The following is a 19,533-nucleotide window of genomic DNA, read 5'->3' on the forward strand; positions in this document are numbered from 1 at the left end:
ACCGCCGTGCGTCGCGGGGGCGATGCCCAACGTCAGATAGGGACCATGACCGGATTATCCATACAAAATTTGTCCATGCGTTTTGACCTGCCCAACGGCAGTCATGTGCAAGCGCTAAAGGACGTGAGCCTTGATCTAAAACAGGGCGAGTTGCTGAGTGTGCTGGGGCCTTCGGGCTGTGGCAAAACCACCTTGTTGAATATTGTGGCCGGGTTTCTGGCGCCGACAGAAGGCCAGATTATGCTGAACGGGCATCAAGTGCTTGGGCCGGATGCCGAGCGTGGCATGGTGTTTCAAAAGGGCGCCTTGTTTGAGTGGATGAGCGTACGGGACAACGTGCGTTTTGGACCGGATATGAAGGGCATGCCGAAGTCTGAGAGCGCAGAGATCGTTGACCATTTGCTCGACGTGGTGGGGCTGCAGGATTTCAAGGAAAAAATGGTCTATGAGCTGTCCGGCGGAATGCAGCAGCGTGTGGCATTGGCCCGCTGCCTTGCAAATGATCCGGATGTGATCCTGATGGACGAACCGCTGGGGGCGCTCGACGCGCTGACGCGGGAGAAGATGCAAAGCCTGGTGCTCAAGCTGTGGAAAGAGACTGGCAAAACAATCATTTTGATCACCCACTCGGTGGATGAAGCGCTGTTGTTGGGGGAGCGCCTGTTGGTGATGGCACCGCGGCCGGGGCGGATTCACAAAGAATATCGCCTGCCTTTTGCGGACATGGGCGTGGGCGCAGATTTGCGGGAGGTGAAGGAGCATCCGGATTATGCCGCAACCCGCGAAGAGATCCTCAACATGATCTGGAACATGGAAGAAGAGATCATGGGCCGCACCGAGGAGAGCGCATAACATGGGACAGATTTTTTCAGACCTCGGTGGTGAACTGATCACACTTCTTATTTCTGTGGTCAGCGCTCTGCCGTATTTGATTTTGTATGTTGGCCTGATCCTCTTGGCTTATGCCTTGTATACTCAGGTCAAACGTCGCTTGACGCCTGTTCGGGACTATACATCGCTTAAGACGGTGACCTTCGGGGATGAGAGCGCCGTGATCTCCAACAAAGCGGCCTCGGTGATATCAATTGTGCTGATCTTTGTGATTTGGGGCGCGTTCACCGGATCTTCCTTGTTGCCGAAATTCCTACACGCACCGGGACCGTTTGTGGGGGAGGCGACCTTTACCTACACGGTGGAAGCTGAAGGCGGTCAGACGGCGGACGCCACCGTCAGTGTGCTGGTGCATGAAGCTGGCGAAAAGCCGGACGCACCTGTTGTTGCGGAGAATGACGGGATTGCCAAAGATGATTCCCTTGTGGTGCAGGCTTACCGGTCAAAACTGCTGCGCTGGGATGCCAACGATGAGGTAACCCGCAAAGACGGGGCGAAGATCGTCGCGGTGGATGGCCAGCCAATTGATCGTGAGACCGATGTCGAACTTGGTTTTGGGCGCGTGGCGCTGACCGACAAAGGCACGTTGAACTTTGAGCCGGCCAAAGGTTGGCAGATGGAGAACATCTGGCTGCCTGCGCCGGAAAGCGTATGGAAGCGTCTGATTTCGGTGAGCCAGGACGGATACCAAAACGTCACCCTGGCGGAGCATCTGAGCTATTCCCTGTTCCGGGTGATCGTGGGCTTTGCACTGGGCGCGGCAGTGGGTATTCCGTTGGGCTACGCCATGGGGCTGTCCAACTGGTTCCGAGGCTGGTTTGATCCGATTGTGGAATTCATGCGGCCGGTGCCGCCTTTGGCCTTGATCCCGCTGGTGATCATCTGGGCCGGGATTGGCGAGCAGGGCAAAATCATCCTGCTGTTCCTTGCCGCGCTGTGGATCATGGCGATTGGCGCGCGCTCCGGTGTGTCGGGGGTGAATATCACCAAGGTGCATGCGGCTTACTCGCTGGGGGCCAATAAGCGTCAGATCCTGCGTCACGTGATCATTCCAAACTCCCTGCCGGAGATATTTACGGCGGCGCGGGTGGCGATGGGCGTTTGCTGGGGCACGGTTGTGGCCGCAGAGCTTGTGGCGGCGGAAAAAGGTGTGGGTAAGATGATTGTGGCGGCGTCCAAGTTTCAGGACACGGACATCGTTTTGATGGGCATTATCCTCATCGGGATCATCGGATTTGGCATCGATATGCTGATGCGCTGGGGAGAGAAATACCTCGTGCCGTGGAAAGGCAAGGCCTGACGCTCTTAGGTGGCTTGAGATAAAAAAAAGAGGAGCTGGCGCGGGACGCTGGCCCTTTTTGTCTATTGGCCAACAGTTGACTTTGTGTCGCGAGGCTTTATGTGGAGCAGGTCGCTGCGCAGCCGCGTGAGCAGGCCGCGCCGGGTTTAAAAGAACCGTCCGGGCGCATCAGCGACGCTTTCGTTCCCATCACGCAGGGTTCTGACTGGCAGACCGGGCCGCGCGGAATGTGCTTCGCGGTGGCGGTGCTGTCGAACCCGATCGCGGCTCCTGTGTGGGCCGTTGACGCCATGCCATGCGCTGTCACGCGTGTGGTTTGAAAGGACATTTTGTGTCGACGTTCGAAGACCTGGGCCTGTCGCCCACACTTTTGAAAGGCCTCAAGGCGGCTGGTTTTGATGCGCCTACGCCAATCCAGCAGAAGGCCATTCCACTGGCCTTGCAGGGCCATGACATTCTGGGGCTGGCGCAGACCGGCACCGGCAAGTCGCTGGCCTTTGGCCTGCCGATGATGGACCGCCTGTTGGCGACCCCGGGCAAGCCGATGCCGAAATCGGTAAAGGCGCTGGTGCTGGCGCCGACGCGGGAATTGGTGAACCAGATCGCCGACAACCTGCGCCCGATGGTGCAAGGCACACCGATGAAGGTGATGACTGTGGTGGGTGGGCAGTCCATCAACCGCCAGATTGCCATGCTGAAACGCGGCACGGATATTCTGGTGGCAACGCCGGGCCGGTTGATTGACCTGCTGGATCGCAAGGAAATCGACCTGTCGACCGTGGGCTATCTGGTGCTGGATGAAGCGGACCAGATGCTGGACATGGGGTTCATTCACTCCTTACGCAAAATTGCGCCGCATCTGGGCAGGCCGCGCCAAACCATGCTGTTTTCGGCCACCATGCCCAAGCAGATGGAAGAGCTGAGCCAGAGCTATCTGACCAAGCCCAAGCGGGTGGAATGTGCGCCTCCCGGCAAGACCGCCGATAAGATTGCCCAGTCGATGGAATACCACGAGAAGGGTGAGAAGCGGAAACGGCTGCGGGAAATCCTGTCCGAAAACATGGGTGAGAGCACGCTGATTTTCTCGCGCACCAAACACGGTGCGGAGCGGATGATGAAGCAGTTGGTCGCCGAGGGCTTCAATGCGGCGTCGATCCACGGCAACAAAAGCCAGGGGCAGCGGGATCGTGCGATCAAGGCGTTCCGCGAAGGCGAGGTCACCATTCTGGTGGCCACCGATGTGGCGGCGCGTGGGATCGACATTCCGGTGATTTCGCTGGTGATCAATTTTGATCTGCCCAACGTGGCCGAGGCCTATGTGCACCGGATTGGCCGCACCGCGCGCGCCGGTCGCGAAGGGCGGGCGATTTCCTTCTGTGCGCTGGATGAACGGGATTACCTGAAGGACATCGAGAAGCTGATTGGTCGTCAGTTTGACCGGCCTACTGATGAGCTTCGTGAGATGAAGAAAGAATACGGCGCGGGGCCACGGTCTGGTGGAGAGGGCCGCAAGCGTGGCGGCGGCAAGCCAGGTGGCGGCGGCAAGTCAGGCCGGGGAAAACCCGGAGGTGGCAAGCCAAACAGCGCGGCCAACGGCAATGACAAGCCGGGAGGCGGTCGTCCTCGGCGGCGGCGCAACCGCTCGCGCAAGCCGGCAGCGTAACAAAAGAGGCCGCAGCGGGATGCTGCGGCCTTTTCTTTTGTGTCAACGTGCGGCTCAGCCCATGGGCACGCCGGAGATCGCCTTGGTTTCGCAGAACTCTTCCAGTCCCCAAGAGCCGCCTTCGCGGCCGTTGCCGGATTGACCGTAGCCGCCAAAGGGCGAGCCGTTGATGCGGGACACGCCGTTGGTTTCCACCATGCCAGAGCGGACCTGACGCGCCACGCGCAGACGTTTGTCGTCATCTTGCGTTTGGATGTAGTTGGTCAGGCCGTAGACGGTGTCGTTGGCCATCTGCACAGCCTGATCTTCGGTTTCAAACGGAGAGATCGCCAGCACCGGGCCGAAGATTTCTTCGCGGTAGATGGTCATATCCGGCGTCACGTCGGCGAATACGGTTGGGCGCACGAAGTAGCCTTTGTTCATGCCTTCCGGACGGCCGAGGCCGCCTGCGACCAGCGTGGCGCCTTCTTTGATGCCGGTCTCGATCAGGCCCTGGATTTTGTTGAACTGCAACTCTGAGACCACCGGGCCGATATGGCGACCGGACTCCGTGGTGGCACCAACTTGGGTCGCTTCGGCTGCAGCTTTGGCTTGCTCTACGGCGTCGGCGTAGCGGCTGCTTTCGACCATCATGCGGGTAGGGGCGTTACAAGATTGGCCGGAGTTCTGCATGCAGTGGATCACGCCGCGTTTGACGGCTTTTTCGTCTGCATCTGCAAAGATGATGTTGGCACCCTTGCCGCCAAGCTCAAGGCTGACGCGCTTAAGCGTATCGGCGGCGGCTTTGGAGATGGCGATGCCCGCACGGGTGGAGCCGGTGAAGGACACCATGTCCACGTCTGGATGCGCGGACAGTTGCGAGCCGACACCCACACCGTCGCCGTTGACCATATTGAAGACACCCGCCGGGAAGCCAGCTTCGTGCATCATCTCGGTGAAGACGATGGAGGACAGGGGCGCGATCTCAGACGGTTTGAGCACCATGGTGCAGCCGACCAGCAGCGCCGGAATGGCTTTCAAGAACACCTGGTTCATGGGCCAGTTCCATGGGGTGATCATGGCGCAGACGCCAATTGGCTCTTTGCGCATGCGATCGGCCCCCATGGCGTATTCGAACTCGAAGTTTTCCAGAGCTTCGAGGAAGCCATCGAGATGCCAGACGCCAGCGCCCCATTGGTTGTTCTTGGCCAGATCGGTGGGCGCGCCCATTTCCAGGCGCATGGCTTCGGCCATATCATCACGGCGGGCCATATAGATGTCGCGCAACTTTTTGACCAGCGCCACGCGCTCCTCCAAAGGCGTGTCCGCCCAGGCGGGGAAAGCAGCGCGTGCGGCAGCCACGGCAGCGTCGGTGTCCGCCTGATCGCCGAGTGAAATCACGGCGCAGGTATCCTCGGTAGCGGGGTCAATGACAGGCAGGTCATTGGCGGCAACAGGGTCGACCCATTGGCCGTTGATGTAGAATTGGCGTTTCTCGATCATGGTGTTCACTCCCTCTCGATCTTGGCGTCACTCTGCGCGGCAAAACGGGGGGGCCGCAAGTGGGCGCGACGCGCGGTCACGAGCAATTTGATCAAATTATTTCTTCCGGTAAAGGGGTGGCGTTCAAAAAAGACGGATGTAGTCTGCGCAAAGTCGCTTTGCGACAGAGAACCGTTTTTACATATCGCCCCACCCGCGAGAATTGTCTCGCCTCAAGCTGGCAGGGCGGAGTGTGCGACCCAAAGAGAGGGAGATACCCATGGGCCTGCGAATCAATGATGTTGTGCCAAATTTCACCGCCGAGACGGATCAGGGCACGATCACTTTTCACGACTGGATCGGCGACAGCTGGGCCATCCTGTTTTCCCATCCAAAAGACTTTACGCCGGTCTGCACCACCGAGTTTGGCGCGGTCGCGCAGCTTGCCGATGAGTGGCAGAAGCGCGGCACCAAGGTGATAGGGGTCTCCGTGGACGGAGTGGAAGACCACAAAGGCTGGAAGAAAGACATCGAGTCCTATGCGGGCACTGGCGCGGGCTTCCCGATCATTGCCGATGACGGTCTGGCTGTGTCCAAAGCTTTCGATATGCTGCCAGCCGAGGCGTATCTGCCAGATGGCCGCACTCCAGCGGACAGCGCCACCGTGCGCTCGGTGTTCATCATCGGCCCGGACAAGCAGCTGAAGCTGTCGATGACCTATCCGATGAATGTGGGCCGGAACTTTGCCGAGGTGCTGCGCGCGCTGGATGGTCTGCAGACAGCGGCCAAAGAGAACGTCGCGACGCCTGCGAACTGGACCCCAGGTGGCGATGTGGTGATCCCGGTTGCGGTGAGCGATGAGGATGCGAAGGCGAAGTACGGTGAGTTCACAACCCATTTCCCATACCTGCGCACCACCAAGTTGCCAGGCTAAGTACCTGTCCCAATAATCGGAATGGACATTTTGAAAGCGCGCTGGGTTTCCCAGCGCGTTTTCTTTTGGCCTGTGCGGGGCAATCTGACGTGGGGTAATTTCGCCGCGCAAACTAATTGCCCTTCCGAAATTAAGCGGCTGGAAACTGTTTTGTCCGAAGAAGGGCAGGATGACCCAACGCATGCAATATCTTCCGGCGATTCTCGCTGTTGTCTTTTGCCTGACCGTGACCCCGGTTCTGGCAATTGTCAGCGCCCCTGTGAAATCAGGGGGGCCGGTTTTGATTGTCGCGCGGCCGGGCACAGATCTGACAGAACTCGTGGAGACATCCGGCGGACATGTCGTGGGCGTGACACAAGCCCCGCTCGCTGTGATGGGGGCGTCAGAAAGCGAAGACTTTGAACAGAGACTGAAACGGAATGGAGCCTGGGCCATTCTGGACGGCGAAGCGCTGGCCTGGCTGTGTGGTGATACGATATGACAGAAGATCTCAAATTGACGAAAGCCCGTCAGACGGGTGTGAAAGTTTTGGCCATCGTGGCGGCGGTTCTTGGCGCTGCGGCGGCAACAATTGCATTTATGCGAGGCGGCCAAGTTGTGATGATCGGCGCCTCCGCAGGCGCCTTTGCCGCATTGGCGTTTTATGCCTATCGGTTGGGCGGCAATCTTGCGGCGCGTGTGAGCGTGACTGTGGCCGTAATTGGTCAGATTGCTTTGATCCTTGCGTCTATGACGGGACACGCATGGCAACTTGACGTGCATATGGTGTTCTTTGCCGCGCTGGCGATGCTGACCCTGATGACTTGTCCGACAGCTTTGCTGGTAGGAGCGGGCGTGACGGCTGTGCACCATCTGGCGTTGACGTTTTTCTGGCCGGCGATGGTGTATCCGTCGGTGGATTTGATGGAAAACATTGGCCGCACAGTGTTGCACGCTGTTGTTGTGATTGCGGAAACTGGCATTTTGCTGACTTCTGTCATGACGACACTGCGTCAGATGAATGAGCGCAACAAAGAGCAAGCAGTGCTGTCGGAGACAATGGACGCGCTGAAGGTTGAGAAGGCGGGCATTGAAGCGCGTGAGAAGGCGCAGGCGGATGTTGTGGAAACACTGCACGAGCGTCTGACACGGATTGCCGGTGGCAATTTGGATGCTTCGATCAATCATTCCTTTGACAAAAGCTATGAGGCGTTACGCAAGAGCTTCAACGACGCGGTCAAGTCTTTGAGTGGCATCGTGACCTCCGTGACATCCGTGTCGAGCCAGATCGAAGTGGACAGCCGCGAGTTGTCTGAGGTGTCCAACAGCGTGGCGCACAGCACCGAGAAACAAGCAGGTGCCTTGCAAGGCGTGACCGATGCGGTGGAGCAGATTGCCGATGCGATGAACGGGGCGGTTGAGAAGGCCAAGTCCACGCAAGAGCGGTTTGACAACACCCGCAACATGACCAGCAACGGGGCCGAAGTGGTACGTCAGGCCGTGAGCACGATGGATGAGATCGAAGCCTCCTCGGCGCAAATTGACCATGTGGTGACGCTGATCGAAGACATTGCGTTCCAGACCAACCTGTTGGCACTCAACGCCGGGGTCGAAGCGGCACGGGCCGGGGAAGCGGGCGCAGGTTTTGCGATTGTGGCCTCTGAGGTGCGCGAGTTGGCGCATCGCTCGGCAGAGGCGGCGCAGAACATCAACACGCTGATTTCGGAAAGCAACGGCCATGTGACCAACGGCGTCGCGCTGGTGCGTCAGGTGGGGGATGCGCTGGAGGCGATCTTGGGTGACGTGAACCAAGTGTCTGGCAATGTGGCGGAAATCTCGGATGTGTCCAGTGAACAGGCACAATCGGTTGAGAAAATCCGCGGCAGCATGCAGACCATTGGCAGCGAGACGCAGGCCAATGCGGCACGGGCGGAAGAGGCCTCTGCGGCGACTTCCAGCCTGGACATGGCGGTGGATCGTCTTGTCGATGCGCTGGCCGGGTTCCGTGTGGCTGCGGTTGCGCCGCAGACCGGTGATGTCGAGATGTTTGACAACGATGGCGATGACGAGGCTTGGGCCGCCGCCTGATCTGGTTAGGTATCGAAAAAAGTAAAGCGCCGGTGGGGACCCACCGGCGCTTTTTTGTTGGTTTGGGCTAGGCTTATTCGCCGTAAGGCACCCAAATGTTTTTGACTTCGGTCGCGGCTTGCAGGAAGTCACGGCCTTCGCCTTCGGCGCCCATCCAGTCTCGCGACAGGCCGTTGTTGACCCAAGTGCGCTTGAGGTTGCCCGCGCTGGCGCGTTCGATCTCCGCAGACACATCCGAGGAGGAGAACGACCAGACCGCATCCACATCGAGGTGACCTGCGAGTGGTCCAGCCAGTTCGGCGTGGGATCCGGTCAGGATGTTGACAACCCCACCCGGCACGTCGGAGGTTTCGAGCACCTGATAGAAGTCTGTCGCCGCCAACGGGTAGGCTTCCGAGGCGACCAAAATGGCGCGGTTACCCATCGCAATGGCGGGCGCCATGGCGGAGATCAGGCCGAGAAGCGGCGCGTCATCCGCACAGAGCGCGCCGATCACGCCCACGGGCTCTTTCATCGCCAAGGCCACGCCGCGGATCGGCACGCCATGCGCCTGACCATCGTATTTGTCGGCCCATGCGGCGTAGGTGAAAAGGCGGCGGATCGAGGTTTCGACCTCTGCAGCGCCGGTCTTTCCGCCGGTCAAGAGGTTCACGCGTGTGGCAAACTCGTCTTTGCGGGCGGAGAGATTTTCCGCGATGTAGTAGAGAATTTGCGCGCGCAGGTGGCCTGTGGTGCCGGACCAGCCTTTGGCGGCATGAGCGGCCTCAACCGCGTTACGCACATCCTTGCGGTTGGCAATCGGCGCTTGGCCCAGTAGGGCGCCGGACTTGCCGTAGATGTTCTGGCTGTAGCCGCCATCCGGGCGGGCCTGTTTGCCACCCACATAGAGTTTGGGGGTGCGGTCCAGCGGGTCGGTTGGGCCTTTGTCGCCGGTAAAGGCTTCGACAGGCTTGAGCGCCTTGGGGGCACCTTTGGGCTTGGAGTAGGCCGCCAAACCTTCCCAGCCGCCTTCACGTCCGTAGCCGCTTTCACGCACACCACCAAAGCCGGCAGCCGCGTCAAACAGGTTGGTGGCATTGATCCAGACCACACCGGCGACCAGTTTCGGCGCAATGTCTAGTGCGAGGTTCACGTTCTCCGTCCAGAGCGTGGCCGCGAGACCGTAACGCGTGTTGTTGGCCAGCTGCACGGCCTCAGACGGGGTGCGGAAAGTGGTGGAGACCAGCACAGGGCCGAAGATCTCTTCCTGCATCAGCTTGGAGGACGGCTCGAGGCCGGTGATCAGGGTTGGCGGGTAAAAGCAGCCCTCGGCAGGCATCTCGATGGGGGCGTGGTAGGTTTCGCCGTCGGTGTTATTCTCGACCATCTCGGTGATGGTGTTGAGCTGCACCGGATCGACCACAGCTCCCACGTCGATGCATTTGTCCAGTGGATTGCCAATGCGCAGACCATCCATGCGGGCCTTGAGTTTGCGGTAGAAGGTTTCGGCAATGCCTTCTTGCACCAGGAGGCGGGAGCCGGCGCAGCAGACCTGGCCCTGATTGAACCAGATGGCATCTACCAAACCTTCAATCGCGGAGTCAATGTCGGCATCTTCAAAGACGATATAAGGCGACTTGCCTCCAAGCTCCAAAGTTAGCGATTTGCCGGAGCCTGCGGTGGCTTCGCGAATGCGCTTGCCCACTTCGGTGGAGCCGGTGAAGGCGACCTTGTTGATGTCTTCATGCGCGGTGATCATTTCGCCCACTGTGCCGTCGCCGGTGACGATGTTGACCACACCCGCTGGCAGGCCTGCTTGCTGACAGATGTCGGCAAAAGCCATGGCGGTGAGAGAGGTGTATTCGGCAGGTTTCAGCACAACCGTGTTGCCCATCGCCAAAGCAGGCGCGACTTTCCACGCCAGCATCAACAGCGGAAAGTTCCATGGGATGATCTGGCCACAGACTCCGAGCGCTTGCGCGTTGGGTAGTTCCGCTTCCATGAGTTGCGCCATGCCTGCGTGATAGTAGAAATGGCGCTGCACCAGTGGGATGTCGATATCACGGCTTTCGCGGATCGGCTTGCCGTTGTCCAGAGTTTCCAGAACCGCGAAGAGGCGGCTGTGCTTTTGCAGCAGGCGGGCAATGGCGTAGAGATATTTGGCACGGCCATGACCGCCCAAGCCTTCCCATTTGGCTTGGGCTTTGCGCGCAGCTTTGACGGCGGCATTGACCTCGTCCTGAGATGCCTGCGTCAGGTCGGCGAGAGTCTCGCCGTTGGCGGGGTTCTTGGACTGGAAGTCCTTGCGTGGTGTGGTCCAGTCACCGTCGATGAAGTGGCCAAAGGCCGCGCCTTGATCGACAATCCAGGCCAGCGCATCAGCTGCGCTTTCGGGGGCGGGGCCGTAATCCATGGTTTCGAAGATCTCTTTAACGGTCATGTGTCTTCCCCTTACGAGGTTATCTTGTGAAGTGCGGCCTGCAACGCGTCGGCTGGCACTGTTTCGCTGTGTAAAATTCCGGCCATTACGGCTTCGGCAATTTGGGCGGTGGTTTTGTCAAGCAGGTCCGGCTGTGTGTGTGCGTACTCAAAGGCTTCCTGCAGGAAGTCCGCAAGCCGGCCTTCCAGGGTTGCACCAGAGAGGTGGTCGTCGCAGCGGGCGACCCATGTGCGTTGGGACCAGACCTTCATGCGCAGAAGGTGCTGGTCCGGCACAGAGGCGTTGGTGTCTGCGGATGCGCTCACCGGACTGTCCTTACGCCATCGCGTGGCGGTAGTTGGCCGAATACTGGCCGGTGACGTGATGCTCCAGCTGGCGTTCGATGTCGCCCAACAGGGAGGACGCGCCAAAGCGGAACAGGTCCGGTTGCAACCAGCGATCGCCCAATTCGTCTTTGATCAGGGACAGGTAGACCAGCGCGTCCTTGGCTTTTGAAATGCCACCAGCTGGTTTGTAGCCGACGCGGAACCCGGTGCGGTCATAGTAGTCGCGAATGGCACGGATCATCACCAGGGACACAGGCAGGGTCGCGTTCACGCTCTCCTTGCCGGTGGAGGTTTTGATGAAGTCAGCGCCGGCCATCATGCACACCAGAGAAGCGCGGGCGACGTTGCGCAGGGTACCAAGTTCGCCGGTGGCCAGAATGGCTTTGACGTGGGCGTCGCCACAGGCTTCGCGCATTTCTTTCATTTCGTCATAGAGCGCCTGCCAGTTGCCTTGCAGCACGTGGCGGCGGGTGATGACGATGTCGATTTCCTCTGCGCCCGCTTTCACGCTTTCGCCGATTTCGGCGATGCGCAAGTGATAAGGCGACAGACCCGCCGGGAAGCCGGTGGAAACGGCCGCCACTGGAATGCCTGTACCTTTGAGTGAGGACACGGCGGTTTCGATCATGTCGTGGTAGACACAAACTGCGCCGGTGGTCAGGCCGGTCATGCCAAGTGCATCGAGAATGTCGGCGCGGACCGGTTGTTTGGCTTTCGCGCAGAGACGCTCCACGCGGCCTTCGCTGTCATCGCCGGACAGGGTGGTCAGGTCGATCAGGGAGATCGCCTTGCACAGCCAGGCGGCCTGATAGTCCTTTTTGACCGAGCGGCGGCCCGGCAAGGTCTTGGCGCGGCGTTCGATGGCCGAGGTATTGGCCTGCGCGGTGCGAACCCAATCAAGGTCCAGCGCCATCCCGGGGTTGCGCGGTTCCAGCGCAGTGGGCAGCTGATGCCCTTCGGCAGTCGTGGTGGGCGTGTGCATCGATCCATCCTGTTGCGGAAAACAGGGACCAAAATGCCTCAGAAATATGGGCCTTGGCAAGTCGCAGAACGACACGTCAGCTACTTTTTTGACCATTTAGTCAACAAAAAGATGAGAATAAGTCGCAATTGCGTTGACTTACTTGCGAATGGTTCTCATAATCAGCTAGAAACAGCGCAATAGGAGAGACAATGCGATTCCCTCGGCGAAATTTTTTGATGGCAGCAGTCGTTGCCATGTTCAGCACGGCGACACCGTCGTTTGCGGATGAGGCCCTGCAAGTTGTGGCGACCACGGGTATGATTGCTGATACCGCGCGGCGTATTGGTGGGGATGCCGTTGAGGTCAAAGGGCTTATGGGCGCTGGTGTTGACCCGCACGCTTACCGTCAGACCCGCACAGATATTGTTGCCATGACCAAAGCTGACCTTGTGTTGTGGCACGGCCTGTATCTGGAAGCGCAAATGGAAGACTTCATGCACAAGTTGGAGCAGCGGGGAACGGTTGTTGCAGTGACCGACACGCTGCCTCGGGAGATGCTACGTGGACATGACGATTATGCCGATAAGTTTGACCCCCATGTGTGGATGGATCCACAGCTGTGGGTGTTTGTAACTGAACGGGTGCGTGATGCGTTGATCGAGAAAATGCCCGCGGCAGAGGCGCAGTTTGTGGCCAACGCCGACACCTTCCTTGCAGAGCTGTCAGACTTGAGTGCCTACGCAGAGAAGTCGCTGACCACGGTGCCGGAAGAGGCGCGTATTCTGCTGACAGCGCATGATGCCTTTGGCTACTTTGGCGCGGCCTACGGTTTCTCGGTTCTGGGTGTTCAGGGCATCTCCACTGAGAGCGAGGCCGGTTTGAATCGGATCAGCAGCTTGGTGGACACATTGATCGAACGCGACATCAAAGCCGTATTTGTTGAAAGCTCCGTGTCAGATCGCACCGTTCGGGCGCTTGTTGAAGGCGCGGCGGCCAAAGGCCATGAAGTGGCGATTGGTGGCGAGCTGTTCTCGGACGCGATGGGGCCGAATGGAACCTATGAGGGCACCTATGTGGGCATGATTGACCACAACATCACCATCATCAGCGATGCGCTGGGCGGGGATGTACCGGAACGCGGTATGAATAATCGCCTGTCGGCGGGATCGTAAGGACAAGACCATGAGCCTGGAAGTGGCAGCAAATATGGGCGCAACGCCTAAAGCAGAGATCCCAGCGGACAGCCCGATGGTGATCCGGGGCATGACCGTCTCCTATGGTCAGAAGCCGGTGGTGTTCTCGGTGGATATGACGGTGGCCGAGGGCTCGATGACCGCGATCATTGGCCCCAACGGTGCCGGTAAATCCACGTTGTTGAAGGCCGCTTTGGGTATTGTGCAGCCGCTGGCAGGCCAGGCTCTGGTCTTCGGGAAACCGTTGCAATCGGCGCGCCATCGCATTGCCTATGTGCCGCAGCGCGCCAGCGTGGATTGGGATTTCCCGACCCGCGTAATTGATGTGGTGCTGATGGGGCTCTATCGCGAGCTGGGCTTGCTGCGTCGCATCCGTCCGCATCACATTGAAAAGGCGCGGGCCTGTCTGGAGCGGGTGGGCATGACAGATTTTGCCGATCGCCAGATCGGGCAGCTTTCCGGTGGGCAGCAACAGCGTGTGTTCCTCGCGCGAGCGCTGGCACAGGAGGCGGATCTCTATTTGCTGGATGAGCCTTTTGCCGGTGTTGATGCGGCGACGGAAAAAGCCATCATTGATGTGCTGAAGTCCCTGCGTTCTGAGGGCAAAACCGTTGTGGCGGTTCATCACGACCTGACAACGGTACGCAGTTATTTTGACCGGGTGTTCCTGATCAACACACGCAAGATGGCGGAAGGCACGGTGGATGACGCCTTTACGTCTGAGAACTTGAACCAGACCTACGGCGGGCGGTTGGCGACTGGCCAGATCGACCAGCTGGAGCTGGCAGCAGGCTAACTCATGTTTTGGAATGCGTTGACTTTGCAGCTTGGCTATAACGCTACGCTGGTGACCATTGGTGCGACCTTGCTGGGCATTGCGGCGGGGGTAACCGGGACGTTTTTGTACCTGCGCAAGCGGGCGTTGGTGAGTGATGCGATCAGCCACGCAACCCTGCCTGGGGTGGGCATTGCCTTTATGCTCATGGTTCTTTTGGGTGGTGATGGGCGGGCCTTGCCGGGCTTGTTACTGGGCGCGGCGGTGTCCTCCTGGGTTGGATTGCTCTGTGTGAGTTGGCTCACGCAACGGACGCGCTTGTCCGAGGATGCCGCGATTGGCGCGGTGCTGTCAGTGTTTTTTGGCTTTGGTATTGTGTTGCTGACGGTGATCCAAACCATGGGCGCAGGGCGCGCGGCCGGTTTGGAAAGCTTCCTGCTTGGCGCTACGGCGGGCATGTTGTTCAACGATGCCTTGGTGATTGCCGGCGGCGGCGCGCTGACGCTGGTGGCGGTGCTGATCCTGCGGCGTCCGATGACGTTGTTGGCGTTTGATCCGGAATATGCGGCGGCACGCGGCATCAACGTCGGGCGTATGGATCTCGCGATTATGGCGCTTGCATTGGCGGTAACTGTGATTGGCCTGAAGATTGTGGGGCTCATTCTGATTGTGGCCATGCTGATCATTCCGCCGGTCACAGCGCGGTTCTGGACCGAGCGCACCGATCATATGGTGATGATTACAGGACTTTGCGGTGGTTTGGCCGCCTGGATTGGTGCGGGGCTATCCGCCGTGGCACCGGCGATGCCTACCGGGCCGATCATTGTGTTGGTGAGCTTTGGCTTGTTTGTTGCTTCGCTGCTGTTGGCGCCAAATCGCGGGGTTTTGGCAGTTTACTTGCGGCATGTGCGGTTTCAGCGGCGGGTGCATCTGCGCCAAGGTTTGCTTGCCTTAGCACAGGGGCAGCCAATTTATGAGGCATATACGGTGCGCCTGTTGAAACAGGCTGGGCTGGCGCATGCCGATGGCGTCCCAACCGAAGCAGGACGGGCACGTGCTGCGAAGGCGTTGCGGGACGAAAAGCGCTGGGAGCTCGTGCGGGCGGATCAAGCATTTGAGAGTGCCGCCGCGCTTTACGACGGGTTGCGCGACATTGAGACCGTGCTGACTGGCGATCAAATTTCGGAAATAGATCAACGCATTGGCGGACCGCAGGGGGTGGCATCATGAGTGGCGAAGAATTTGTACCACTATCGTTGACGCCGATGTTGATTGGTGTGTTGGCAGCGGTGGCTTGCGCATTGCCTGGTAATTTTCTGGTGCTGCGTAAGCAGGCGCTGATTGGGGATGCGATTTCCCATGTGGTGCTGCCGGGCATTGTGGTGGCGTTTTTGATCACCGGTGTGGTGGCGGCCGCGCCAATGATGTTGGGTGCGGCAGGGGCGGCTTTGGTGTCTGTGGTGATGATTGAAGCCATTCGGCGGCTGGGCAATATCGAGCCCGGCGCGGCAATGGGGCTAACCTTTACGACATTGTTTGCAGCCGGTGTTTTGCTTTTGGAACAAAGTGATACGTCCTCTGTGCATCTGGACGTGGAGCACGCGCTGTATGGCAATCTGGAGAGCTTGATCTGGCTGGATGCAATCGGTTGGGAAAGCTTGCTTGACCCCGTTGCCTTGGCGGGGTTGCCGCCGGAGTTGGGCCGGGTTGTGATCGCGTTGCTCGGTGTTTGTGCGTTCCTATGGCTGTTTTGGCGACCACTGGTGTTGTCCACGTTTGACGAGAGTTTTGCGCAGGCCATGGGCATTGCGACCAACCGTGTGGGCGTGGCGCTGGTGATGGTGGCGGCTTTGGCGGCGGTGGCGGCGTTTGATGCGGTGGGGTCGATCATCGTGATCGCGATGTTCATTTGCCCGCCGGCGGCGGCGCGTTTGATGACCAACCGGTTGGAACATCAGGTGGGCTGGAGCGTTGTTTTTGCAGTGCTTTCTGCTGTTTTTGGTTATGTCTTTGCCGGATATGGGCCATTGTGGTTGGGTTTTGACAATGCGGTGAGCGCAGCGGGCATGATCGCTACGGTGTCCGGGATTATTCTTGCTATTGCAGCGTGTTTTGCACCCCACCGGCATCGCAGCGGGGCGCCAGCGGTTTAGGCCGCTTGACTGCTGTCTGTCGTGGTGAGTTCTGTCCACGCGTCATATTGAGACAGGAAGATCTCGCCGCTTAGGTCTTCGAGGAAATGGCTGCGCTTGAGACGGTCCATGACGGGGCCTTTGACCTCTGAGAAATGCAGGCGGATGTCGAGTTCTTTGAGGCGGCTGTTGATCGCCTCAAGGCTTTCCAGCGCGCTCATGTCGATCTCGTTCACAGCTGAGGCCATGAGCACCACATCGGTGATCGGTTGGTCACAGACCACGCGGTCATAGACATAGTCTTCCAAGAATCGTGCGTTGGCGAAATACAGGCTTTCGTCAATGCGCAGCGTGACCAAGTGCGGTGCGGTTTTTACCGTGTGGCGCAGGATGTTACGGAAGTGCTGTGTTCCGGGCACAAGGCCGACCTCCGCCACATGCGGACGGCTGGTTTTGTAGAGATGCAAGGCGATGGAGAGGATCACACCGGCGCTGACACCAACCTCGACGCCAAGGCCCAATGTGAGTGCAATGGTGGTGGCGACGGCGGCAAAATCAACGCGGGAATAGCCCCAAGCGTGGCGCAGTATGGAGAGGTCGACGAGGCTGAGCACGGCGACGATGATGGTGGCGGCGAGGGTGGCTTTGGGCAGGAAGAACAATAGCGGGGTCAGGAAAAGCGCGGCACCGGCGATGCCGACGGCGGTGAAGGCCCCGGCGGCGGGGGTTTGTGCGCCTGCGTCGAAGTTCACAACCGAGCGGGCAAATCCGCCGGTGACCGGGTAACCACCTGAAATCGCTGAGGCAATGTTGGAGGTGCCGAGGCCGATGAGTTCCTGGTCCGGGTCGATGCGCTGGCGGCGTTTGGCGGCGAGGGTCTGGGCGACAGAGACACTTTCAACGAAGCCGATGATGGAGATCAGGAGTGCGGCCAAGAAGAGTTGGGACCACAAGTCCGGGGAGAAACTGGGGGCTGAAAGTGGCGGCAAGCCGGTTGGTACGGTGCCAACGATGGCCACGCCTTTCCCCGCAAGATCATAGACATATACGGACAGCGTGGTGGCGGCGACGGCGACGACGGGGCCGGCTTTGGTGAGGACGTCCGCGAGGCGAGGACCGGCGCCGAGCTTGAGCAGGAGCGGTTTGAGGCCTTTGCGGGTCCAGAAGAGGAAGGCCAAGGCGGTTACGCCAAGGGTAACTGTGTAGAGGTTGGCTTCTGGCAAATGAGTCACCAAAGATCCCAGCAAATCGGGCAAAGTATGGCCGTGGGCGGTGATGCCGAGGATGTGTTTCAACTGGCTTGTGGCGATCAGGAGTCCGGAGGCGGTGATGAAGCCTGCGATCACCGGATGGGACAGGAAATTGGCAAGGAAACCAAGGCGTAAGACGCCCATCAGGGTGAGCATGACGCCGGACATGAAGGCCAGTGAGATGGCCGCGATCAGGTAGTCTGTTGTGCCTTGTAAAGCGACGTTTCCGAGGGCGGTGGCGGTCATCAGGGAGACCACGGCGACGGGGCCGACGGCGAGCACGCGGGAGGTGCCGAAGATGGCGTAGGCGACTAGTGGCAGGATGGAGGCATAAAGGCCCACTTCGGGCGGCAGACCGGCGAGCAGGGCGTAGGCCAGAGATTGCGGAATCAGCATGATCGTCACGATTACGGCGGCCATAAGGTCGGCGCCAAGTATCTGACGGTCATAGGTTTTTACCCAATCTAGGATCGGGAAGTAACGCTTGAGCTGGTGTGGCATGGGGGCCTCATGAGAGTCGCGGGTGCACTCTATATATTCCAAAAATGGAATAAGAAAACCCTTACGGGAAAACTTGTTGGCAGATAGGGACGCGGCTCAAAGGTTAACGCAGTTCGCTTGGCCGGATGGGACGTCGGTATTACGTCGGTATCGCGACTGTTTTGCGGAGGTGCAAAAAGTGACGTCCACGTCAGGTTAACGAGCGTCTGGAGCACGCGGCCCGGAGCGATGGGCCCCGAGCCGCAGGGATTTTAGGCGGATGCGAAGCCGGTGTCCAAAGCGGAGAGGATGGTGTTCACCTCGCCCTCGGAAATGGTCAGCGGTGGGGACATCAGGATGTTATGCGCGCCAAGGCGGACCATGGAGCCGGCCTGATAGGTGGCCTCATGGATCTTTTTCATGGTGGCCATGTCCATCGGGGTTTTGGCGGTGGCGTCAGAGACCAGCTCGATGCCGGTCATGAGGCCGTGACCGCCACGTATGTCGCCGATGATGTCGTATTTCTCAGCCAGCTTTTTCACGCCTTCAAACAGTTGCGTGCCACGGGCGGCGGCGTTGGTCTTCAGGTCGAGACGGGTGGTCTCTGCCAAAGTGGCAATCACGGCGGCGGAGCCAACCGGATGAGCCGAGTAGGTGTAGCCGTGGAAGATACCCGCTTCGCCGGTTTGGTCGTTTTCAAACACGTCGGCAACTTTGTCGCCGACCATGCAGGCACCAACTGGGAAGTAGCCGGAGGTGATGCCCTTGGCGGTGGTCATCATGTCAGGCTGCACACCCCAGTGCCGCGCACCGGACCAGTCGCCGGTGCGGCCAAAGCCGGTGATGACTTCGTCAGAAATCATCAGGATGCCATGGCGATCACAAATCTCCCGCATCAGCTTCATGAAAGAGGCGTCTGGCACAATCACACCACCCGCGCCCTGGATCGGCTCCATGATGAAGGCGGCGATGGTTTTTGGGTCTTGGAAGGCGATCTCGTCCTCAAAAGCGGCGGCGATGTTTTGCGCCAGCTGGGCCGGATCGCTTTCGTGGAACGGGTTGCGGTAGGTATAGGGCGACGGCAGGTGGAAACAGCCGGGCAGCAGCGGTTCGTAGTTGATGCGGAAACGGTTGTTGCCATTTACCGACGCGCCGCCAAAGTGCGTGCCGTGGTAGCCTTTTTTAAGGCTGATGAATTTGGTGCGGGTCGGCTCGCCACGCAGGCGGTGGTACTGGCGGGAGAGACGCAGGGCGGTTTCCACGGAGTCCGAGCCACCGGAGGTGAAGAACACACGCGACATGCCGTCCTCAGCGAAGAACTCGCGCACCGCATAGGAGGCCTCGATGGCCGGTGGGTTCGAGGTCCCGGCAAAGGCGGAGTAGTACGGCAGATCATAGAGTTGTTTGGCGATGGCCTCTTTCACCACGTCGTTGGAGTAGCCGAGGTTGACGCACCACAAGCCGCCCACCGCATCCACGGTGGAATGGCCGTCGATGTCGGTGATGTTCACCCCTTCCGCGCCTTTGATGATCTTGGGTGGGGTGCTGTGGCTGTCCGCTGGTGCGCCCATCGGATGCCAGAGATGGCGGGCGTTGTTTTCCGTCAGGAAGTTGTCGTCTTTCATGGCTGTGCTCCCTAAGCGGCAGGGGTGATTCCTGCGTGTTTTGAAATTTGATC

Annotated in this window: 16 protein-coding genes; 10 read left to right on the forward strand and 6 right to left on the reverse strand. The window is 59.3% G+C overall.

What is annotated here, in order from left to right:
• Positions 1-45: 45 nt before the first annotated feature.
• From SIB38_RS04740 to SIB38_RS04750, 3 genes are all read left to right on the forward strand, one after another.
• Positions 46-852 carry an ABC transporter ATP-binding protein gene (locus tag SIB38_RS04740; protein ID WP_294116588.1) on the forward strand — a complete coding sequence of 269 codons (807 nt, stop codon included), beginning with the start codon at positions 46-48 and terminating at the stop codon, positions 850-852.
• 67 nt (positions 853-919) lie between these two features.
• Positions 920-2,191 (forward strand): ABC transporter permease, encoded by a 1,272-nt coding sequence (locus SIB38_RS04745; protein ID WP_294116752.1) that lies wholly within the window; start codon positions 920-922, stop codon positions 2,189-2,191.
• A 331-nt stretch (positions 2,192-2,522) separates the two neighbouring features.
• Positions 2,523-3,854, forward strand: coding sequence for a DEAD/DEAH box helicase (locus SIB38_RS04750; RefSeq protein WP_412551522.1), 1,332 nt, complete (start codon positions 2,523-2,525; stop codon positions 3,852-3,854).
• Between the two features lie 54 nt (positions 3,855-3,908).
• Here the strand turns inward: SIB38_RS04750 and SIB38_RS04755 are convergent, their stop codons facing one another.
• The gene (locus SIB38_RS04755; RefSeq protein WP_412551523.1) at positions 3,909-5,336 is read right to left on the reverse strand and encodes an aldehyde dehydrogenase family protein; all 1,428 of its coding nucleotides are present in this window, start codon (positions 5,334-5,336) and stop codon (positions 3,909-3,911) included.
• A gap of 259 nt (positions 5,337-5,595) precedes the next feature.
• On the opposite strand from SIB38_RS04755, the gene SIB38_RS04760 reads away from it, so the two are divergent.
• From SIB38_RS04760 to SIB38_RS04770, 3 genes are all read left to right on the forward strand, one after another.
• Entirely contained in the window at positions 5,596-6,249 is a 654-nt protein-coding gene (locus SIB38_RS04760; protein ID WP_168590690.1) for a peroxiredoxin, read from the forward strand.
• Between the two features lie 181 nt (positions 6,250-6,430).
• The gene (locus tag SIB38_RS04765; RefSeq protein ID WP_294116584.1) at positions 6,431-6,730 is read left to right on the forward strand and encodes a hypothetical protein; all 300 of its coding nucleotides are present in this window, start codon (positions 6,431-6,433) and stop codon (positions 6,728-6,730) included.
• Positions 6,727-8,316, forward strand: a complete 1,590-nt coding sequence (locus SIB38_RS04770; protein ID WP_412551524.1) for a methyl-accepting chemotaxis protein — start codon at positions 6,727-6,729, stop codon at positions 8,314-8,316. Before SIB38_RS04765 ends, SIB38_RS04770 begins: the two co-directional genes overlap by 4 nt.
• Before the next feature lie 73 nt (positions 8,317-8,389).
• Here SIB38_RS04770 and SIB38_RS04775 read toward each other — a convergent pair whose 3' ends face one another.
• The 3 genes from SIB38_RS04775 to deoC are packed head-to-tail and all read right to left on the reverse strand — an operon-like array spanning position 8,390 to position 12,043.
• Positions 8,390-10,735, reverse strand: coding sequence for an aldehyde dehydrogenase family protein (locus tag SIB38_RS04775; protein WP_412551525.1), 2,346 nt, complete (start codon positions 10,733-10,735; stop codon positions 8,390-8,392).
• Between the two features lie 11 nt (positions 10,736-10,746).
• Positions 10,747-11,040, reverse strand: a complete 294-nt coding sequence (locus SIB38_RS04780) for a hypothetical protein (protein ID WP_294116581.1) — start codon at positions 11,038-11,040, stop codon at positions 10,747-10,749.
• Positions 11,041-11,050: 10 nt separating this feature from the next.
• The gene (gene deoC, locus SIB38_RS04785; RefSeq protein WP_412551526.1) at positions 11,051-12,043 is read right to left on the reverse strand and encodes a deoxyribose-phosphate aldolase; all 993 of its coding nucleotides are present in this window, start codon (positions 12,041-12,043) and stop codon (positions 11,051-11,053) included.
• Positions 12,044-12,261: 218 nt separating this feature from the next.
• Here deoC and SIB38_RS04790 point away from each other — a divergent pair, with 218 nt between their 5' ends.
• From SIB38_RS04790 to SIB38_RS04805, 4 genes are read left to right on the forward strand one after another with little or no spacing between them, the layout of a single operon-like run.
• Positions 12,262-13,197: a metal ABC transporter solute-binding protein, Zn/Mn family gene (locus SIB38_RS04790; protein ID WP_294116579.1), complete on the forward strand. Its 936-nt coding sequence runs from the start codon at positions 12,262-12,264 to the stop codon at positions 13,195-13,197.
• A 10-nt stretch (positions 13,198-13,207) separates the two neighbouring features.
• Complete coding sequence (locus SIB38_RS04795) at positions 13,208-14,014, forward strand: metal ABC transporter ATP-binding protein (protein ID WP_294116578.1); 807 nt, start codon at positions 13,208-13,210, stop codon at positions 14,012-14,014.
• Between the two features lie 3 nt (positions 14,015-14,017).
• Positions 14,018-15,223, forward strand: a complete 1,206-nt coding sequence (locus SIB38_RS04800; RefSeq protein ID WP_294116576.1) for a metal ABC transporter permease — start codon at positions 14,018-14,020, stop codon at positions 15,221-15,223.
• Positions 15,220-16,146 carry a metal ABC transporter permease gene (locus SIB38_RS04805; protein WP_294116574.1) on the forward strand — a complete coding sequence of 309 codons (927 nt, stop codon included), beginning with the start codon at positions 15,220-15,222 and terminating at the stop codon, positions 16,144-16,146. The genes SIB38_RS04800 and SIB38_RS04805 overlap by 4 nt, the downstream gene beginning before the upstream one ends.
• On the opposite strand, the gene SIB38_RS04810 is transcribed toward SIB38_RS04805, so the two are convergent.
• On the reverse strand, positions 16,143-17,876 hold the full coding sequence (locus tag SIB38_RS04810; protein WP_412551527.1) for a SulP family inorganic anion transporter: 1,734 nt from the start codon (positions 17,874-17,876) through the stop codon (positions 16,143-16,145). The two genes, SIB38_RS04805 and SIB38_RS04810, sit on opposite strands and share 4 nt — an antisense overlap.
• Positions 17,877-18,127: 251 nt before the next feature.
• A complete protein-coding gene (locus SIB38_RS04815; RefSeq protein WP_294116571.1) occupies positions 18,128-19,480 on the reverse strand; it encodes an aminotransferase class III-fold pyridoxal phosphate-dependent enzyme in 1,353 nt (450 codons plus the stop codon).
• Positions 19,481-19,533 lie beyond the last annotated feature (53 nt).

The organism is Shimia sp. MIT910701, from assembly GCF_047126315.1.
Taxonomy (GTDB): Bacteria; Pseudomonadota; Alphaproteobacteria; order Rhodobacterales; family Rhodobacteraceae; genus Shimia.

Bases quoted from the DNA above. Each gene is read 5' to 3' on its own strand.
- SIB38_RS04740 (WP_294116588.1), top strand. From the start codon at position 46: ATGACCGGATTATCCATACAAAATTTGTCCATGCGTTTTGACCTGCCC.
- SIB38_RS04755 (WP_412551523.1), bottom strand. From the start codon at position 5,336: ATGATCGAGAAACGCCAATTCTACATCAACGGCCAATGGGTCGACCCT.
- SIB38_RS04760 (WP_168590690.1), top strand. From the start codon at position 5,596: ATGGGCCTGCGAATCAATGATGTTGTGCCAAATTTCACCGCCGAGACG.
- SIB38_RS04765 (WP_294116584.1), top strand. From the start codon at position 6,431: ATGCAATATCTTCCGGCGATTCTCGCTGTTGTCTTTTGCCTGACCGTG.
- SIB38_RS04770 (WP_412551524.1), top strand. From the start codon at position 6,727: ATGACAGAAGATCTCAAATTGACGAAAGCCCGTCAGACGGGTGTGAAA.
- SIB38_RS04775 (WP_412551525.1), bottom strand. From the start codon at position 10,735: ATGACCGTTAAAGAGATCTTCGAAACCATGGATTACGGCCCCGCCCCC.
- deoC (WP_412551526.1), bottom strand. From the start codon at position 12,043: ATGCACACGCCCACCACGACTGCCGAAGGGCATCAGCTGCCCACTGCG.
- SIB38_RS04790 (WP_294116579.1), top strand. From the start codon at position 12,262: ATGGCAGCAGTCGTTGCCATGTTCAGCACGGCGACACCGTCGTTTGCG.
- SIB38_RS04795 (WP_294116578.1), top strand. From the start codon at position 13,208: ATGAGCCTGGAAGTGGCAGCAAATATGGGCGCAACGCCTAAAGCAGAG.
- SIB38_RS04800 (WP_294116576.1), top strand. From the start codon at position 14,018: ATGTTTTGGAATGCGTTGACTTTGCAGCTTGGCTATAACGCTACGCTG.
- SIB38_RS04805 (WP_294116574.1), top strand. From the start codon at position 15,220: ATGAGTGGCGAAGAATTTGTACCACTATCGTTGACGCCGATGTTGATT.
- SIB38_RS04810 (WP_412551527.1), bottom strand. From the start codon at position 17,876: ATGCCACACCAGCTCAAGCGTTACTTCCCGATCCTAGATTGGGTAAAA.
- SIB38_RS04815 (WP_294116571.1), bottom strand. From the start codon at position 19,480: ATGAAAGACGACAACTTCCTGACGGAAAACAACGCCCGCCATCTCTGG.